The sequence below is a fragment of the Algoriphagus aquimarinus genome (assembly GCF_007997215.1).
Taxonomy (GTDB): Bacteria; Bacteroidota; Bacteroidia; order Cytophagales; family Cyclobacteriaceae; genus Algoriphagus; species Algoriphagus aquimarinus_A.
Genome location: NZ_VORW01000019.1, coordinates 74,425 through 91,774, shown reverse-complemented (window position 1 = coordinate 91,774; position 17,350 = coordinate 74,425). Strand labels below are relative to the sequence as shown.

15 protein-coding genes and 1 pseudogene are annotated in these 17,350 nt (G+C 39.9%); 13 read left to right on the top strand and 3 right to left on the bottom strand.

The genetic code is table 11. From position 1 onward, the window contains the following. Positions 1–595 (top strand): annotated as a pseudogene (locus tag ESV85_RS18515) (IS3 family transposase); the annotation flags it as partial. A gap of 15 nt (positions 596–610) precedes the next feature. On the opposite strand, the gene ESV85_RS18510 reads toward ESV85_RS18515, so the two are convergent. After that, positions 611–1,207 carry a copper resistance protein CopC gene (locus tag ESV85_RS18510; protein ID WP_146920252.1) on the bottom strand — a complete coding sequence of 199 codons (597 nt, stop codon included), beginning with the start codon at positions 1,205–1,207 and terminating at the stop codon, positions 611–613. A 604-nt stretch (positions 1,208–1,811) separates the two neighbouring features. On the opposite strand from ESV85_RS18510, the gene ESV85_RS18505 reads away from it, so the two are divergent. The 8 genes from ESV85_RS18505 (at position 1,812) to ESV85_RS18470 (ending at position 11,168) form a co-directional block, all read left to right on the top strand. Beyond that, the gene (locus ESV85_RS18505) at positions 1,812–3,008 is read left to right on the top strand and encodes an esterase (protein WP_146920251.1); all 1,197 of its coding nucleotides are present in this window, start codon (positions 1,812–1,814) and stop codon (positions 3,006–3,008) included. A 17-nt stretch (positions 3,009–3,025) separates the two neighbouring features. After that, positions 3,026–4,186, top strand: a complete 1,161-nt coding sequence (locus ESV85_RS18500) for an esterase (RefSeq protein ID WP_146920249.1) — start codon at positions 3,026–3,028, stop codon at positions 4,184–4,186. A 177-nt stretch (positions 4,187–4,363) separates the two neighbouring features. Beyond that, entirely contained in the window at positions 4,364–5,515 is a 1,152-nt protein-coding gene (locus tag ESV85_RS18495; protein WP_146920247.1) for a hypothetical protein, read from the top strand. Positions 5,516–5,896: 381 nt separating this feature from the next. Next, entirely contained in the window at positions 5,897–6,757 is an 861-nt protein-coding gene (gene hisG, locus ESV85_RS18490) for an ATP phosphoribosyltransferase (RefSeq protein ID WP_146920245.1), read from the top strand. Between the two features lie 39 nt (positions 6,758–6,796). Further along, positions 6,797–8,092: a histidinol dehydrogenase gene (hisD, locus tag ESV85_RS18485; protein ID WP_146920243.1), complete on the top strand. Its 1,296-nt coding sequence runs from the start codon at positions 6,797–6,799 to the stop codon at positions 8,090–8,092. Next, entirely contained in the window at positions 8,089–9,156 is a 1,068-nt protein-coding gene (gene hisC / locus ESV85_RS18480; protein WP_146920241.1) for a histidinol-phosphate transaminase, read from the top strand. Before hisD ends, hisC begins: the two co-directional genes overlap by 4 nt. A gap of 3 nt (positions 9,157–9,159) precedes the next feature. After that, positions 9,160–10,257, top strand: coding sequence for a bifunctional histidinol-phosphatase/imidazoleglycerol-phosphate dehydratase HisB (gene hisB, locus ESV85_RS18475; RefSeq protein ID WP_146920239.1), 1,098 nt, complete (start codon positions 9,160–9,162; stop codon positions 10,255–10,257). Between the two features lie 110 nt (positions 10,258–10,367). Next, a complete protein-coding gene (locus ESV85_RS18470; protein ID WP_146920237.1) occupies positions 10,368–11,168 on the top strand; it encodes a tetratricopeptide repeat protein in 801 nt (266 codons plus the stop codon). Here the strand turns inward: ESV85_RS18470 and ESV85_RS18465 are convergent. After that, on the bottom strand, positions 11,165–12,043 hold the full coding sequence (locus ESV85_RS18465; protein WP_146920235.1) for a RimK family alpha-L-glutamate ligase: 879 nt from the start codon (positions 12,041–12,043) through the stop codon (positions 11,165–11,167). The two genes, ESV85_RS18470 and ESV85_RS18465, sit on opposite strands and share 4 nt — an antisense overlap. A gap of 93 nt (positions 12,044–12,136) precedes the next feature. On the opposite strand from ESV85_RS18465, the gene ESV85_RS18460 reads away from it, so the two are divergent. Continuing rightward, the gene (locus tag ESV85_RS18460) at positions 12,137–12,883 is read left to right on the top strand and encodes a polyprenol monophosphomannose synthase (RefSeq protein ID WP_146920233.1); all 747 of its coding nucleotides are present in this window, start codon (positions 12,137–12,139) and stop codon (positions 12,881–12,883) included. Here the strand turns inward: ESV85_RS18460 and ESV85_RS18455 are convergent. Next, a complete protein-coding gene (locus ESV85_RS18455) occupies positions 12,867–14,084 on the bottom strand; it encodes an ABC transporter permease (RefSeq protein WP_146920231.1) in 1,218 nt (405 codons plus the stop codon). The two genes, ESV85_RS18460 and ESV85_RS18455, sit on opposite strands and share 17 nt — an antisense overlap. A 39-nt stretch (positions 14,085–14,123) precedes the next feature. On the opposite strand from ESV85_RS18455, the gene ESV85_RS18450 reads away from it, so the two are divergent. From ESV85_RS18450 to ESV85_RS18440, 3 genes are all read left to right on the top strand, one after another. After that, positions 14,124–15,311, top strand: a complete 1,188-nt coding sequence (locus tag ESV85_RS18450; protein WP_146920230.1) for an exo-beta-N-acetylmuramidase NamZ domain-containing protein — start codon at positions 14,124–14,126, stop codon at positions 15,309–15,311. A 60-nt stretch (positions 15,312–15,371) separates the two neighbouring features. Further along, positions 15,372–16,298 carry a methionyl-tRNA formyltransferase gene (gene fmt / locus ESV85_RS18445; protein WP_146920228.1) on the top strand — a complete coding sequence of 309 codons (927 nt, stop codon included), beginning with the start codon at positions 15,372–15,374 and terminating at the stop codon, positions 16,296–16,298. A gap of 98 nt (positions 16,299–16,396) precedes the next feature. Next, the gene (locus ESV85_RS18440) at positions 16,397–17,326 is read left to right on the top strand and encodes a DUF4412 domain-containing protein (RefSeq protein ID WP_146920226.1); all 930 of its coding nucleotides are present in this window, start codon (positions 16,397–16,399) and stop codon (positions 17,324–17,326) included. Positions 17,327–17,350: the final 24 nt, after the last annotated feature.

The following is a 17,350-nucleotide window of genomic DNA, read 5'->3' as shown; positions in this document are numbered from 1 at the left end:
CATTAAAAAGCTATACCAAGACAACCCATTCCAAGCATTGGTTAAAAAAGCATCCTAATTTACTCAGGGATCTGGTACCTTCAAGAATGGAGGAAGTCTTCGTCAGTGACATCACCTATGTTAGAAGCAGGGAACGTACGCACTATCTGAGCTTAGTCACTGATGCATTTAGCAGAAAAATAATGGGTATCGCCTTAGTGATGACATGAGCGCAGGAAATGTGGTTAAAGCACTTCAGATGGCTATAAAAAACAGAAAAACAACTTGGCCACTTATCCATCACTCTGACCGGGGACTACAGTATTGTTCTGCACTTTATCAAGAAAAATTAACCTCCAGCCAAATAAAACCATCTATGACAGATGGCTATGATTGTTATCAAAATGCATTAGCCGAACGAATCAATGGTATATTAAAACAAGAATTCTTACTAGAAACCTGCAACACAGGCAAGGAATTAGAATGCTTAATTAAAGAATCCATAAACATTTTCAACCAGGAAAGACCTCACCTAAGTCTCAATATGAAAACCCCAAATGAAATCCATCAAAAAACCGAGGAAGAAAATCTCCCTCGGCTAATTTTACTAACTTAAATCTGTCAATCTATTTCAGGACGGGTCAAAGTGTAGTGTTTTGCTTCTTCCTTGAGCATCAATCACTTTCATGTAGATGTCTTTCGTAGTCATTTTGCTGAATGAATAATCCTTTTTGAAGCCTTCAGCTTGAGCTATGTGATCTTTGTAAATTACCTCTCCAGTTTCTGTAGAGTAAACCTCTACATCTACCCCTGGCTTGTCTAGGCCAATAACTGTCAAGTTTACAGTGTTATTGTCTACTACTTTGCCAGAAGCCATCAAAGGCAATGCTGATGCTGGCGCTGGTTTTTCACTTGTTTCTACGGTATAAATTACTTCTTCTTTATCTGTAGCGATTTTCACTTGATACTCACCTGCTGGCAAATTTTTCAAGTCGTAGGGAACCATCAGGTTTTCATCCTTGACACGAACGTTTCTGCTATTTAGGCTTTTTCCATCTGCATCCAGAATGGATATTTTGGCTTTACCAAGTCCCTCAGTAAGAGTGACGTTAATTTTCTTGTAATTTGAATTTACTGTAGAAAGTGCTCTCAAATCCTCACTTGCGCTGGCTACTAATGAGCTAAAAGATAATGCGCTGGCTAATGCTACTGTGAATAAGGTTTTCATATTATGTTGGTTTAGAAGTGTTGTGCTCTCCCTATTGCTAAGTGCGTACCAATCCAAAAACAATCTTCGCTTGCAGACTTCAATTTTTTCAAAAAATTAATTTTTTAGCAGATTTTCAGAATTAAATTCTGAAAGAAATATCAATTTTTTAACAAAACCTGTACAATAAATGGTCATATCGCCGATCGTTTGTATTGCTGGCGGACACTTTAATGGCAAATCTGCAATTTGAAGGGTTGCATCAGAATTGGCTTGTTAACTAAATTTAATCTTGAAAAAATTTCATACTGCCGCTTTACCTGCTGGTGCCAATAAATTAGCTGTACACTTCCGAACACACTTCGTCCGATAGAATTCATTTAGCGAGCACTTTCCATACAATTATCAAAATAGGCTGTGATTTAGTTGAGCTTCAGACGAATAATGGAGAAGGCTATTTGATACAGGTTTTGATTTTATAATTCAATAATCAAGAGAGTGGACCTGCACCTCTTTGGAAATCATCGAGATAATTACTTAATTGTCATGATGACACAATAGAATTTTTAGAGCAACCAGTATTCTCTGACAACCCCACAATTTCAACCCAAAAGAAACCTTTCGCATGAAAAGAAACCTACTCCTCACCCTCCTATCGCTTTTCCTGATAGGAATGAACGCACAAGCCCAAGAAGCATTATTTGGAGCCGCGCAAATCACATCGCCGGAAATCCATGATGACAGTTCTGTTACTTTCAGAATCTTCACTCCTGGAGCAACGTCTGTTCAGGTAACAGGAGATTTTCTCCCTACAGTAAAAGTGGAAACGCCGAGAGGTGAAATGGATGGCCCAGGTATGGCTGAACTTACGAAAGACGATAAAGGTGTATGGTCATTTACCTCTTCAGCTCTATCTCCGGAGCTTTATAGCTATTCATTTATAGTAGACGGTTTAAAAACTACTGATCAAAGCAATCCTTTCTTAATCCGTGACGTGGCTTCTGTAACTAATATATTTATCGTCGGCGAAGGACAAGCTGCCTTATATAAAGTGAAGGATGTACCGCATGGAACTGTGGCGCGTCGCTGGTATGATTCCCCAGGATTGAAAATGGATCGAAGACTTACTATCTACACACCTCCAGGATACGAGCAATCAAATGAAAAATTTCCAGTTTTATATCTATTACACGGAGCAGGAGGTGACGAGGAAGCATGGATAGCTTTGGGCAGAACAGCTCAAATTATGGATAATCTCATCGCGCAGGGCAAAGCAAAGCCGATGATCGTAGTAATGCCAAATGGAAATGTGATCCAGGATGCCGCTCCTGGAGAAGGAAATGAAGGAATGTATAAGCCTGCATTTATGATCCCAAAAACTATGGACGGAACTTATGAAGGAAGCTTTAAGGACATAATCAAATTCGTAGAAAATAACTATCAAGTGAAAGCAAACAAAGCTGATCGTGCCATTGCCGGACTTTCTATGGGCGGGTATCATACCATGCATATATCAAGATTCTATCCAAACACCTTTGATTACATGGGACTTTTTTCAGCGGCAATTATGCCACGTGAAGATGCTACTAATAGTGTTTACAGTGATATTGACGGTACGTTGAAAACTCAGATGGATAACGGTTACAAACTTTATTGGATAGCAATCGGTAAAACTGACTTTCTATACGACGCCAATAAAGAATATAGAGCCAAGCTGGACGCTATGGGAATGCCTTATAAGTATGTAGAATCAGAAGGTGGTCATATCTGGAGAAACTGGAGAGTATATCTGACTCAGTTTGCTCCTCAACTTTTCAAATAACCTTAAAACCAAAAAACATGAAACTTATTAAGTTAAAATCTGCAATACTAGCTTTGGTTTTACTTTGCGGAGCGACAATCGCCCAAGCGCAAGAAATCAGTGCGATGCAAGCACCAAAGGTGGTTTCGCCTGAAGTGAGTCCTAATAACTCAGTCAGCTTTCGAATCTTTTCTCCCACTGCAAATGCTGTAGCTATTAATGGAAGCTGGATGGGTTTCGGAGAAACCTTACCTCTTAAAAAAGAGGAGAATGGAGTATGGACGGCTACTATCGATCCTTTGAAGTCTTCTATGTACCATTACAATTTTATCATAGATGGAGTCTCTGCCATTGACCCAACTAATCCCCAAGCTTTGAGGGATGGTACTCGATATGCGAGTTTACTGATAGTTCCAGGAGAAAGTGCGGAAGTTTTTGAATTGAATGAGGTTGCGCATGGCTCCCTTTCAAAGGTTTGGTACCAATCTCCATCACTAGACAGCTACAGAAGAATGTATGTCTATACTCCTCCCGGATATGATTCTGGAAATGAAACTTATCCTGTGCTATATCTCCTACATGGAGCAGGAGGAGATGAAGATGCATGGTCGGCATTAGGTAAAGCAAATGATATCTTGGATAACCTGATCGCTGAGGGAAAAGCTAAGCCAATGATTATCGTCATGACTAATGGAAATGCATGGCAAACGAGCACACTCCGAACTATCCCAGGAGCTGCAGCTCCTACCCGAGAGACCTATGCAAAATTTCAGGGTCAATTTGAAAAGAGCCTAGTGAAAGATGTGATGCCTTACATTGAAAAGAACTACAGAGTGAAGGCAAATAAAGAAAACAGAGCGCTTGCAGGGCTTTCTATGGGCGGTGCACATACAATTACAGCATCTACTGAATACCCTGGAACTTTTGGTTATATCGGAGTTTTTAGTAGCGGGATTTTTGATGCAAACGCAGACATGGCTGAGCTGGAGAAAAAATTTGCGGCTTTGAAAGCTAGCGGTGTTACTAAGTATTGGATTGGTTGCGGCAAAGACGATTTTGTAATGGAGTCAAACAAAAGACTACTTTCTATATTAGATAAAACAGATTTCGAACATGAATATCATGAAAGTGATGGAGGACATACTTGGGCAAATTGGAGAGATTATCTCGTGATTTTTGCTCCTCAACTTTTCAAGTAAAGAAGTATTGAATGAATATAATTGAAGTGTAGTCTTTGGCTACACTTCTTTTTTTTGCCATTCTCATTTATTCCCTCAAAACTAATTCGACGAACTTCAAAAGTCCAAAACATCCAATTCACCTAGTCATTCTCTTGTATAAGACAATGCTACGATAACCAATTGTTGATTAGTTTCGTGAATAGTCAAGTCATCCTTGAAGTTTCTATTTCCTTGCTCTATTCCCCAATGACTCGAATTCTGTCATCAGCTTATCTATCATTACTTCTATTTCTTTGCACCGGCCATTCCTTTGGGCAAGATGTAATCTTGAAGCTTAAGTCTGATGGAAATACTCCTCAGACAAGAGATTACACATTTAAGCAAGTCATAGATTCCCGCGCACAAAAGTCAATAGGTCAGATCTATGATCCTCAGCGGAATAAACATCCCGCCAGCTTCGCAGACAACCTACCTCAGGAGGTTCTAGCGTTTTACAATGCGAGAATCAACTCTACCAAAAACCCTTATTATAAGTTTCTGGTGAAAGTTTATAAGCTGGATCTTAAGGAAATCTACCATCCTGATTTCAAAGGATATAGAGGTGATATACAATTGAGTTTAGGTTTCTTTCTAATTGGAGAAAACGAACCTGTTCATTTGGTCGATTTCACTAGTAAAGTTCAATATGGAAGACCGGGCACACAGATGCATTATGTGGAATCTTCCATCCACAAATTGTTTGAAAGTAGCTGGGAATACTTCGATTCTTGGCTTAGTACCCAATACCTAACCAATAGGTCTTTGGTAAAAAAAGTAAGGTTGAATATAAACGATCCAATTAGAGAGAGCTCAAAAGACACTGTTTTTTATGATCCAGAGAGACCCTTGACATGGGCAGATTTCACGGAGACACCAAACCCAACAAGTTCTTTCAACGCAACAATTTTCAGCAGTATATCTATTGAAGGAAATGCCAATATTGAAAATGGAGAAATAGTACAGGTCATTTCAGTTAAGGTATACATGCTACCCGAACAATCGTGGGTAAAGGACGCTAGTGAATATGCCAATAACCATGAGCAAAGACATTTTGACCTCACTAGAATTGCGGCTAATCGTATGATTATTAGATTGGAAAATGTGGAGCTGGAACCATTTCTGTTTGAAGCAACACTCAATGACATCTATCTGGATGCCTACAGAGAAATGAATCGCTTGCAGGAATTGTATGACAGTCAAACTCGAAATGGTATGAATAGCGAAAAACAAGCAGACTGGAATCAGATCATAAGAAAAGCATTAGCTGGCGACATGGAAACTTTGGATAAATTCTTAGACCGAGAATAACAATTCATCCAAACTTCAAGTATTCAGTCGCAGCAGGTATTGTATAGATTTCATTGTTGAGAAATTAAAATGTATTAAATATTAACTGTGAACTCAAACCATTTTACCAAACCTTGGTATTCTTTGTGGTTAAAAAAGACTTTCAAAAAAACACTTCTCCGTTTGCATTTTCTTAATCCACACCTATCTTTGCCAACGATAATGGAAAACAACAATAGAAATATTGACTTTTTAGCAACTGCACATCAAGGCAACTTGGTGCACCATTTCCATCATTCCTCCTGAGGAATATTTTTACACACCCGGTGAAGCCGATGATAGGGATTCCGTTTTTCACCAACATTTATTACAACCTTTTACTTCTTAGCGTAACTTACGACCATGGAACAAATAATCCGTATTGCCGTGCAGAAAAGCGGCAGACTATCTGAAGATTCACTTAGCCTCATCAAAGAATGTGGCATCAAGTTTTATAATGGAACAGGCAAACTCAAGTCTACATCCACCAATTTCCCCATTGAATTCTTATTCCTTCGAGATGACGATATACCTGGCTATGTAGCTGATGGTGTTGCTGACTTAGGAATTGTAGGGCAAAATGAAGTGGTAGAAAAAGACAAAAATGTCACTACGATGAAGGCGTTGGGCTTTTCCAAATGCCGACTTTCCCTGGCAGTATCTAAAGGTCAAGAGTACTCAGGAGTAGAGTTTTTCGAAGGGAAAAGCATTGCGACCTCCTATCCTAAAATCCTTGGCGATTATCTGAAAAGCCAAAACATCAATGCAGATATCCACGAAATCTCCGGTTCGGTAGAGATCGCACCTAGCATAGGTTTGGCAGAAGGTATCTGCGATATCGTGAGCTCTGGCTCTACACTCATGATGAATGGCCTAAAGGAAGTAGAGGAAATCTTCAAATCCGAAGCTGTTTTGATAGCTCACAACAATCTTCCAGATTGGAAAAAAGAGATCGCTGAAAAATTACTTTTCAGAATCAATGCCGTACAAAAAGGTAAAAGCAGTAAATACGTTTTGCTCAACGCTCCAAACGAAGCTATCGACAAAATCATCAATTTGATTCCGGGAATGAGAAGCCCTACTATTTTGCCACTTGCGCAGGAAGGTTGGTCGTCCGTTCACTCTGTATTAAATGAGGATCAATTCTGGGAAAACATTGAAGAATTGAGAGCAGCTGGCGCCGAGGGAATCCTCGTGGTACCTATTGAAAAGATGATTCTATAACTGCGCTAAGCAGTATTTTCCACATTAGACACGTAACAAATGAAAATCCTTGACAACCCCGCTAAGGATACTTGGAAGAAACATCTGGCCCGTCCAGTTTTCAAAACCAAGGAGATCAATAAGATCGTAAAGCCGATTCTGCGTAAAGTAAAAAGGAATGGTGATAAGGCACTGCTCAAATTCGCTATGGAATACGATCATGTGGAATTGGACTCTCTATTTCCATCTGAAGTAGAAATCCAAGCAGCATTAGCGGCCATTTCACCAGAGTTGAAAGCAGCTATCAATGTGGCCAAAACCAATATTGAGCGTTTCCACATGGCTCAGGCTACTCCAGAATTAGTAGATGAAGTGATGCCAGGTGTGATTTGCAGGAGAAAAAGTGTGCCTATCCAAAAGGTAGGACTGTATATTCCCGGAGGAACAGCGCCGCTATTCAGTACCGTATTGATGCTGGGAATTCCAGCAGTATTGGCTGGTTGTAAAGAAATTGTGCTTTGCTCGCCACCCAATAAGGAAGGGAAAATCCACCCGGCGATTCTGTATACAGCCAATTTGATTGGTATCACCAAAATCGTGAAAGTAGGCGGAGCTCAGGCTATCGCTGCGATGACATTTGGAACTGAAAGCGTGCCAAAAGTTGATAAGATCTTTGGTCCTGGAAATCAATTTGTAACTGCTGCCAAGCAAACGGCCACCAAATATGGTGTGGCTATAGATATGCCTGCTGGACCTTCTGAAGTTCTAGTGTATGCAGATGAAACTGCCATTCCAGCTTTTGTAGCTGCAGATCTGCTTTCTCAAGCTGAGCATGGAGTCGATAGCCAGGTGATCTTGGTGACGGATTCTGAGAAATTCGCTCAGCGAGTGATCAAGGAAATAGATGCTCAACTTGATGTGCTTCCTAGGAAGGATTTAGCGAAAAAGGCTTTATCAAATTCACGGGCAGTAATTATTGACGACATGGAAACCGCCTTAGAACTGATCAACTACTATGCTCCTGAACACTTGATAATCAGTGTATCCAACGAAGATGAGGCTGTAGATGGAATCTATAATGCAGGTTCTGTTTTCGTAGGAAATTATACACCTGAGTCGGCAGGAGATTATGCTTCAGGAACTAACCATACACTGCCAACTTATGGCTACGCCAGAAATTACAGCGGAGTGTCTTTGGATAGCTTCTTGAAGAAAATGACATACCAGAAAATCAGCCCAGAAGGATTAAAAAATCTGGGACCAACAATAGAAGTGATGGCTGAAAATGAACTTCTCCAAGCTCACAAAAATGCTGTCAGTATTAGACTCAAACATCTGAAAAACCAGAAAAAATGAAGTTTGACTTAGATCCACTACTTAGGCCACACATAGCCAACTTGCAACCATACACTTCTGCCCGAGATGAATATACCGGGAAAGAAGGAGTGTTTTTGGACGCAAATGAAAATCCTTACGGTTCTATTACCGATCAGGATTACAATAGATATCCAGACCCATATCAGCTGGAACTCAAAGCCGAGATTGCCAAAATCAAAGACGTAAAACCTTCTCATATTTTCTTGGGAAACGGTTCGGATGAGGCGATTGACTTGCTTTTCCGTGCTTTCTGTAATCCAGGAATTGATAATGTGATTCTTCTACCTCCTACGTACGGGATGTATGAAGTGAGCGCTAATATTAATGACGTAGAAACTCGAAAAGTCCCTTTGACTGCCGATTTCCAACTTCAGCCAGACAAAATTCTGGCAGCAACTGATGCACATACCAAGATAATTTTCGTCTGTTCCCCAAATAACCCTAGCGGGAATAAGGTGAAGAGAGACGATATTCTGCGTTTGCTTCAGGAATTTAATGGATTGGTAGTCGTAGACGAAGCCTACATTGATTTCAGTGACGAGCCGAGCTTCACCACTGAACTGGGTAAATACGGAAATCTCTTGGTGATGCAGACATTTTCCAAAGCTTGGGGCCTTGCTTCCTTGCGATTGGGAATGGCCTTTGCATCCAAGAAAATGATCAAGATTCTGAACCGAATCAAGCCTCCTTATAATATCTCAGGTTTGACACAGGAAACAGTCTTGGCTGCTATCCAAAATCAGGAGAAAGTGGCCAAAATGACGCAGGATATCCTTGCTGAAAAGGACTTCCTGAAAGGCGAATTGGAGAAGCTGGATTACATACAGAAGATCCATCCTACTCACGCCAATTTCCTTTTGGTGAAAATACCGAATGCCAGTCATGTGTATGATGATCTGATAGAGGAAAAAATCATTGTAAGAAACCGTTCCAAAGTACAATTGTGCGAAGATTGCCTCAGGATCTCAGTGGGAACAAGATCTGAAAATGAAGCCTTTATTCAAGCATTGAAGAAAATCTATACAGAAAGCTTTAACCTATAAACCATGAAGAAGAAAGTACTTTTTATAGACCGTGACGGGACTATCATCAAAGAACCACCTACTGATTTTCAGGTTGATAGCTTAGAGAAGTTGGAGTTTTTGCCAAAGGCAATTTCAAACCTACGCAAGATCGCTGAGGAAACTAATTATGAATTGGTGATGGTGACAAACCAAGATGGTTTGGGAACGGATTCTTTTCCTGAAAGCACCTTCTGGCCAGCACAATTCAAAATGCTAAAAACGCTGGAGCAGGAGAATATTTTCTTCAAGGAAATTCACGTAGACAAGACTTTCGAAAGTGAAAATGCTCCAACCAGAAAGCCAAATACAGGGCTTCTGACCGCTTACTTTTCTGAAGAATATGACCTTGCGAATTCCTATGTGATTGGAGATCGATTGACGGATGTGAAGCTCGCTGAGAATCTAGGAGCGAAAGCTATCTTCATTGGTGAGCCTACTGAAAGCGCAGCATTGAGCACTACAGATTGGGATGATATCTATGAGTTTTTGAAAATGCCTCCCCGCTCTGCTGAAGTAAGTCGGAAGACTTCTGAAACAGACATTTATATCAAGCTAAATCTTGACGGAAACGGGCATTGTGACATCAAAACAGGCTTGCATTTCTTTGACCACATGCTGGAGCAACTCGGCAAGCATGGTAGCACTGATCTGGAAATCAAGGTAAATGGTGACCTTCACATTGACGAGCACCACACGATTGAAGATACAGCCCTAGCTCTAGGAGAAGCCTATTTGAAGGCTTTGGGAGATAAAAAAGGTATTTATCGCTATGGCTTCCTTTTGCCGATGGATGATGTTTTGGCACAAGTTGCAATTGATTTTGGAGGAAGACCTTGGATCGTTTGGGATGCAGAATTCAAGCGTGAGAAAGTTGGTGATATGCCAACAGAGATGTTTTATCATTTCTTCAAATCCTTCTCAGATACTGCCAAATGCAACCTGAATATCAAAGCTGAAGGCGCTAACGAGCATCATAAAATTGAAGCTATGTTCAAGGCTTTGGCACGAGCCATCAAAATGGCAGTGATGCGTGATCCTAGAAATATTAATCAACTTCCAAGTACTAAGGGAGTTCTCTAATTTTCAAGAGATTAGGACCATTTCACTATCGGTAATTGAAATAATAAAAGGATTAGGAAAATTTCACAAGAAATATTTTTCCTAATCCTTATTTTTTTGTTCATTTAGTCATGAAACGACTTTTACGTACCCTGACTATTCTTTTATTAATTATTGCAAGTAGCTCATGCTCAAGCAGCATTCAAAATATTGAGCATCTTTTTAATGATAAGAAGTACGAGGATGCCATCTCCGACCTGAATCAATACCTCTTCTTTCATGTGACTGATGTCAAGGCACTTCATATGCGGGCTCGGAGTTATGAAGAAATCGGAGAACTAGAGAAATCCAAAGCCGATTACGAACGGATTATCTCCATAGACGATCAATATGCTCAGGCTTATGCTGGTTTGGGAAAGCTATTGTTCGAGCAAAAAGATTACAAAAATGCTGAATTGAGACTTCTTCGTGCAGCATCCCTTGATTCCAATGATTTTGATATTTTATATCTACTTGGACGGACGAGAATTATGACGGGCAAATTCAAATCGGCAGAAGAGTTTCTAAGACGAGCTACCGAGTTGAATCCTGATCATACAAAAGTTTATTTCTATACTGGAATGGCTCTAGCCTACCAAGGAGATGCGTTGGGTTGTGCTGCTTCCTTCAATTCTTATGTAAACCGAGAGCCTGATAATATGGTAGGAATTTATAACCGTGGGTTTGCTTACATGAATGCAGGTTATGTAACATGGGCAATTGAGGATTTTGACAAAGTCTTAAAGAAAAACCCCAATCATATAGAAGCTATGGCTCACAAAGGCATTTGTTTAGCCGCTATGGGTGATTCCGAAGGCTGCTTGCTTCTCCAAACTGCTGCAAACAAAGGAAGCCAATATGCAAAAGATCAACTTGCTTATTGTGCTTCTTAACCTAAACGGGCTGCAATAGCTCTTTTGTAATTAGGAATTGCCTGATCGCTCAGCGCGAGAAACAGGTAAGGTTCGATCATTTCCAACTCCATCAAATGGAACTTACCTTCAATCTCTACCCCATCTACTCGTACGTACAAGCTTTCCGATGCAAATTCATCTACCATGGCCTGACATGAAGATAACATGGATTCTGAAGGATCTATAGGGGTGATAGTGCCACCAAAATAATGTTGAACTCGAAAATCTTTGCTTGCTGGGGTTTTCAAAACTGCATGGGAAAACTTGCCATTGAAAAACAGTAAGGAATACTCCCCTACTTTTTCCACCTCAGAAATGAATGGCTGTATCAAAAATGCCTCTTCGTTTACCCAAGCTTGCACTTTTTCAGCATGTTTGCCCCAATCCTGACTGGCCAATTTCAAGGTATTCTTTGCCCCACCACTCACCAAAGGCTTCACAACACAAAATTCAGATTTGACCTTAGCTTTTATCTCATCTTGGGATATCAACTTTCCTTTTTCCAAAATCATCCCGGCAATCACAGGAAACCCTTTTGATTCAATTTCCAAAAGATATTTTTTCGAAGAGTTCCAAAGAATTGTATCTAAGTTGTTTAGTGTAGGTATTCCAAGAGTTCGGATAGTTTCTATCCAAGTCAAAAACTCTGGATAGTAATCAAAGTAGTCCCAAGTAGACTTAATTAGGAGCAATGAAAATTTACTCCAATCGACTTGCGGGTCGGACCAGCTAACGATCTCATGAGAAATCTTCAACTCACTTAGAATTTCAGACAAGATTAGATTTTCATCTACGGTATTAGAATCGTATGCTCCAACCGAGAAATAACTAACAATAGCTACGTGCTGCTTCATTATTTTTTACACAAATTTATACTTTAACCAAAATTTATACTGACCATTCTTCTAAAATCGGTCATTAAGTTTACTTTTGGCCTTTACTCAACTATGGACCACAGAAAACTCGTCATAATTCCGACTTTCAATGAGAAAGAAAACATCCTGGAGATGATCCATGCCGTGATGAATCTTGAGGGTGGATTTGAACTTTTAGTCATTGACGATGGCAGTCCAGATGGAACAGGAAAACTTGTAAAAAGTCAGCAAGTAGCCTTTCCAGATAGACTTCATTTGATTGAGCGAAAAGGAAAACTAGGATTGGGCACTGCCTACATCACAGGGTTCAAATGGGCCTTAGAGAAGGATTATGATTTCATTTTCGAAATGGATGCCGATTTTTCTCATAATCCTAATGACCTAATCAAACTTTATAATGTTTGTGCTGACAGGAGTTTTGACTTGGCGATTGGCTCCAGGTATATCACAGGAGTGAATGTGGTAAACTGGCCAATGGGAAGAGTGTTGATGTCTTATTTTGCCAGTGTCTATGTGAAATTCATCACAGGTTTACCGATCAAAGACGCCACAGCTGGATTCAAGTGCTACCACAAATCAGTTCTAAAAGGAATCAAACTTGACGAAGTACGATTTGTGGGTTATGCTTTCCAGATTGAAATGAAATTCACTTCGTGGAAATTGGGATTCAAAGTCATTGAAGTTCCGATCATTTTTACAGACCGTACCAAGGGTACTTCCAAGATGAGTAGCGGGATATTTAAGGAAGCTGTGTTAGGTGTGATTTTGATGAAGATAAAGAGCATTTTTCGCCCTTATAAGATCAATCAAAGCGTATAGAGCGAATAGGATCTACTCTGGAAATTACCATCACTGGTATCCAAAGTACCGCCGCAGTCAACACAGTAATACCAATATTGATCAAGATAAATGCTGGCCAATTCCAGTCAATTGGCACATAGCTCATGTAATAGCTAGCGGCATCAAGTGGCACCAATTTGAATTGATCCTGCAAAAAGCCGATTCCTAGACCGAGAGCATTTCCAATTAGCAGTCCTCTCAAAAGTATATTGATTCCATTCCAGAAGAAGATACTTCTAATCTGCTTATTCGTAGATCCCAGTGCTTTTAGCAAACCGATCATTTGAGTACGCTCCATGATCAAAATGAAGAGAATTGCTCCCATATTGAAGATCGCTACGAAGCCGATCAAACCAATGAATACGTAGACATTATTGTCCAACAGCTTAAGCCAATCGAATATCTCTAAAAACTTGTCTTGGCTACTTATCAACTTCAAATCATAATCCATAAGCTCCTCTATTTGTGGAGTATAAGATTCTATGTTATTAAAGTCATCGACGAAGATCTCCATGCCACCTATCTGATCTTTTGTCCAATCGTTTAGGCTTCTGATGGTTTGTAATTCTCCGATTATGATCTTTTCATCGAAGTTTTCTAGATAGGTTTGAAAGATCCCTACCACTTCCACTCGCCTGTATCTTGGAGGATCTTGTACAAAGTAAAGGGTGATTTTATCACCTACTTTCAGTAAAAGTTTGTTTGCTATAAACTGACTTAGCATCACTTCATTGCTAGTTCCTTCATCAGGAATTCGAAGCATTCTGCCATCAATCACATATTTTTTAAAGCCCAGCGTATCAAAATCCTGCCCAATTCCTTTCATCAGAACGCCTTGCACTTCTTCTTCCCCCTTAATCAAAGCTGCTTTGTGAGCAAAGGATTGCACTTTCGTGATGAAGGGAAGTTTAAGATGAGTTTGGCTGAATTTGGAATTTTCAGAAAAAGGTGCTTCCTCAAAAGCATTGCTCATGGTAAAGCGTTGTACCTGATAATGACCGGTGAAACCGTAAACCTTCTCCGAAACGGTGCTCTGAAAACCGCCCAAAACCATAAATGAAATGAGCGACACCGCCAAGCCTAATGCTAGGCTTCCTACAGCAATCTTGTGTATGGTGGCAGAAAATCCTCCAGCTTTCTTGAAACTGATTCTTTTGGCGATGAAATAGGAAAGGTTCAAAGGACTGCTTTAATTTGTTCGATTAGAACGCAAAATAGCATGAAGCAAACGAAACTTACTCCCTTTATTTACTTTTTGAGTTTAGCACTGCTAATTCTCAGCAATTCTTTCTCCTCTTTGGCCATACAAAACACTCCACTATCAGGAGCAGAACGCCCAGAACTATACTTAGATCAGCTTCAAGGCAAAAATGTCGGGATAGTTGCTAACCAAACGAGCATTTTGACGCACAGCGACAACAAGCATGTTGTTGATTTTCTTTTGGAAAAAGGTGTAATGGTTAAAAAAGTGTTTGTCCCAGAGCATGGCTTCCGTGGTCAGGCCGATGCAGGGGAAAAAGTTGATAATACGGTTGACTCAAAAACTGGCCTTCCTATCATTTCACTTTATGGAAATAACAAAAAGCCGAAACCAGAGCAGATCCAAGATTTAGATGTTTTGATTTTCGACTTGCAGGATGTGGGCGTGAGATTCTATACATATATCAGCACGATGCATTACCTGATGGAGGCTGCAGCAGAGAATGGTAAAAAGGTGATCATTTTCGATAGACCCAATCCAAACGGGAGTTACATCGCTGGGCCAGTGCTGCAAAAAGGCTTCGAAAGTTTCGTGGGGATGCATCCTATTCCGGTCGTTCATGGACTGACAGTCGGTGAGCTAGCGCAAATGATCAATGGAGAAAAATGGCTAAAAGGTGGATTGAAAGCAAATCTAGAAGTGATACCTGTAGGAAATTGGGATCACAGTAAAGCCTACAATTTACCTGTAAAACCTTCTCCAAATCTACCGAATGATCTATCAATCAAACTTTATCCAAGCACTTGCTTTTTCGAAGGAACTATAGTTTCTCTAGGCCGAGGCACACATTTTCCATTCCAAGTTTATGGCTATCCAGATCCAAAATTCGGGGAATTCACCTTCACTCCTGTGAGCATAGACGGCATGTCGAAGAATCCACCACTTCAGGATAAAAAATGCTATGGAGTTGATTTGAGAGGTGAATCAATGATGCATGAGTTTACCCTGAAGTATCTTCTAGATGCTTATCAAAAATCAGGAAAAGATCAGGCTTTCTTCAACAACTACTTCAACACCCTTGCTGGCACAGATCAATTGAAGAAAATGATCATGGATGGAAAAACGGAAGCTGAAATCACGGCAAGTTGGAAGGTAGATTTGGAAGAATACAGCACGCTTCGCAAGAAATACTTGATTTATAAATAAGCTGCAGGCTGAGTTAGAAAATTTCAAATCATAAATTTCCAACCTGAAATTAACCCAACAATGAACAAGAATCTTAGAATCATATATATGGGCACGCCGGAATTTGCAGTGGCAGGCCTGGAATTACTGGTAGAAAATGGCTGGAATATCGTAGGTGTGATCACTGCACCGGATAAGCCTAAAGGCCGAGGGCAGAAGTTAATTCCTTCACCTGTGAAGGAAGCAGCCCTGAAATTAAACTTGAATATACTCCAGCCAACTAATCTCAAATCTCCAGAGTTTCAGGATGAGCTTCGTGCGCTCAAAGCGGATTTACAAATCGTGGTAGCATTCCGAATGCTGCCTGAATCAGTTTGGGATATGCCACCTTTGGGAACCTTTAATCTTCATGCTTCACTTTTACCAAATTACCGCGGCGCTGCTCCCATCAACTGGGCTATTATCAATGGAGATAAGGAAACTGGGGTGACTACTTTTTTCCTAAAACATGAGATTGATACTGGCAGCATCATCTATCAGGAAAAAGTGGCAATTCTAGAAGAAGATGATCTTGGAACTGTCTATGAAAAGTTGATGAATATCGGTTCGAAACTTGTTCTGAAAACGGTAGAAGATATCGCCGAAGACAAAGTAAAGGCTCTTCCTCAAGATGAATCCAAAGCGCTTCATCATGCTCCAAAGATTTTCAAAGAAACTGGCGAAATAGACTGGTCTAACTCCGCAGAATCTATTCATAATCTAGTGCGCGGACTTTCTCCATATCCAGCTGCGTGGACACGATTTGATGAGAAAATATGCAAAATCTTCAAAACGAAGTTTGCTATAGATCAGAAAACAAACAAAGCAATCGGAGAACTTCAAACTGACAATAAAAGCTATTTGAAAGTCCAAACAGGCGAAGGAGTTTTAGAAATCTTAGAGCTTCAGCTGGAAGGAAAAAAGCGGATGAAAGTGGACGATTTGCTCAGAGGCTACAAATTTTCATGATTAGATCAGAAAAGAAAAAAGTGATAATTATTTCATTTTTACTCTGATTTTGAGGAACTTGAGTCTTTTATTTAAACAAATTTTTAAATCCTAGACTCATGAAAAATCTCATTCGAAGTTTTATTATTCTGTTTTTTTTCACTTCTCTTTCATTTTCTGCGGAAGCTCAATTGCTCAAGAAAATCCAAAATGCCGCTAATAAAGGAGTAGAAAAAGCTATCGAACAAAAAGTAGAAAAGGAAGCTGCTAAAATAACTGAGAAACAGCTTGAAAAGGTATTCTCAGATATGTATGGTGACAGTGAAGATGGCGCACCAGCAGGACTTGATATGAGCAAAGTTTTAGCTGGAATTGGCGAACCAGTTGATACAGAAGATCAATATGACTTTTTTGGACATCTTATTTTGGAAATAATAAGTACAGATGAAAAAGGAAAGACAGAAGACCCAGTTTTATTTAAATCATACTTGTCAGAATCTAGAGATTATACAGGCATGGAGCTAGTGGATCCCAAAAACCCAAATGCTATGACCTCTATGGTTTTCGATATTAAGAATCAAGCTTCGATAGTCTTTCTTGACAACAAAGGGAAAAAGTCCAGTTTAGCCTATAAATTAGACCTTGACGAGGTAAATGCTGCTGTTGAAGAACAAATGGAAAGCAATGATGATGAATATGAAGTGTCATTGGAAAAAACTGGAAGAACAAAAGACATCTTGGGATATGCTTGTGAAGAATACCATATGCAAAGTGAAGATGGGGAAGGATATTATTGGGTCACTGAGGAGCCAATAGGAGGTTATTCATCATTCTGGAGTGGAAACAGTCCAATGATGACATCCAAAGCACAAGAAAGATATGCTGAGCAATTTAAAAATATGCCAAAGGGAAGTTTCATGGAATTAACCTATACTTCCAAAGATTCTGAAACCGTCAATATGAAAGTAATAGAAATAGACGAGTCGGCTTCTAAGTCTCTTACAATGGCTGAATATCCAAACATCATGAAATCAATGGAACAGCAGTAATTCTGTTCCATTTTATTTTTTCTG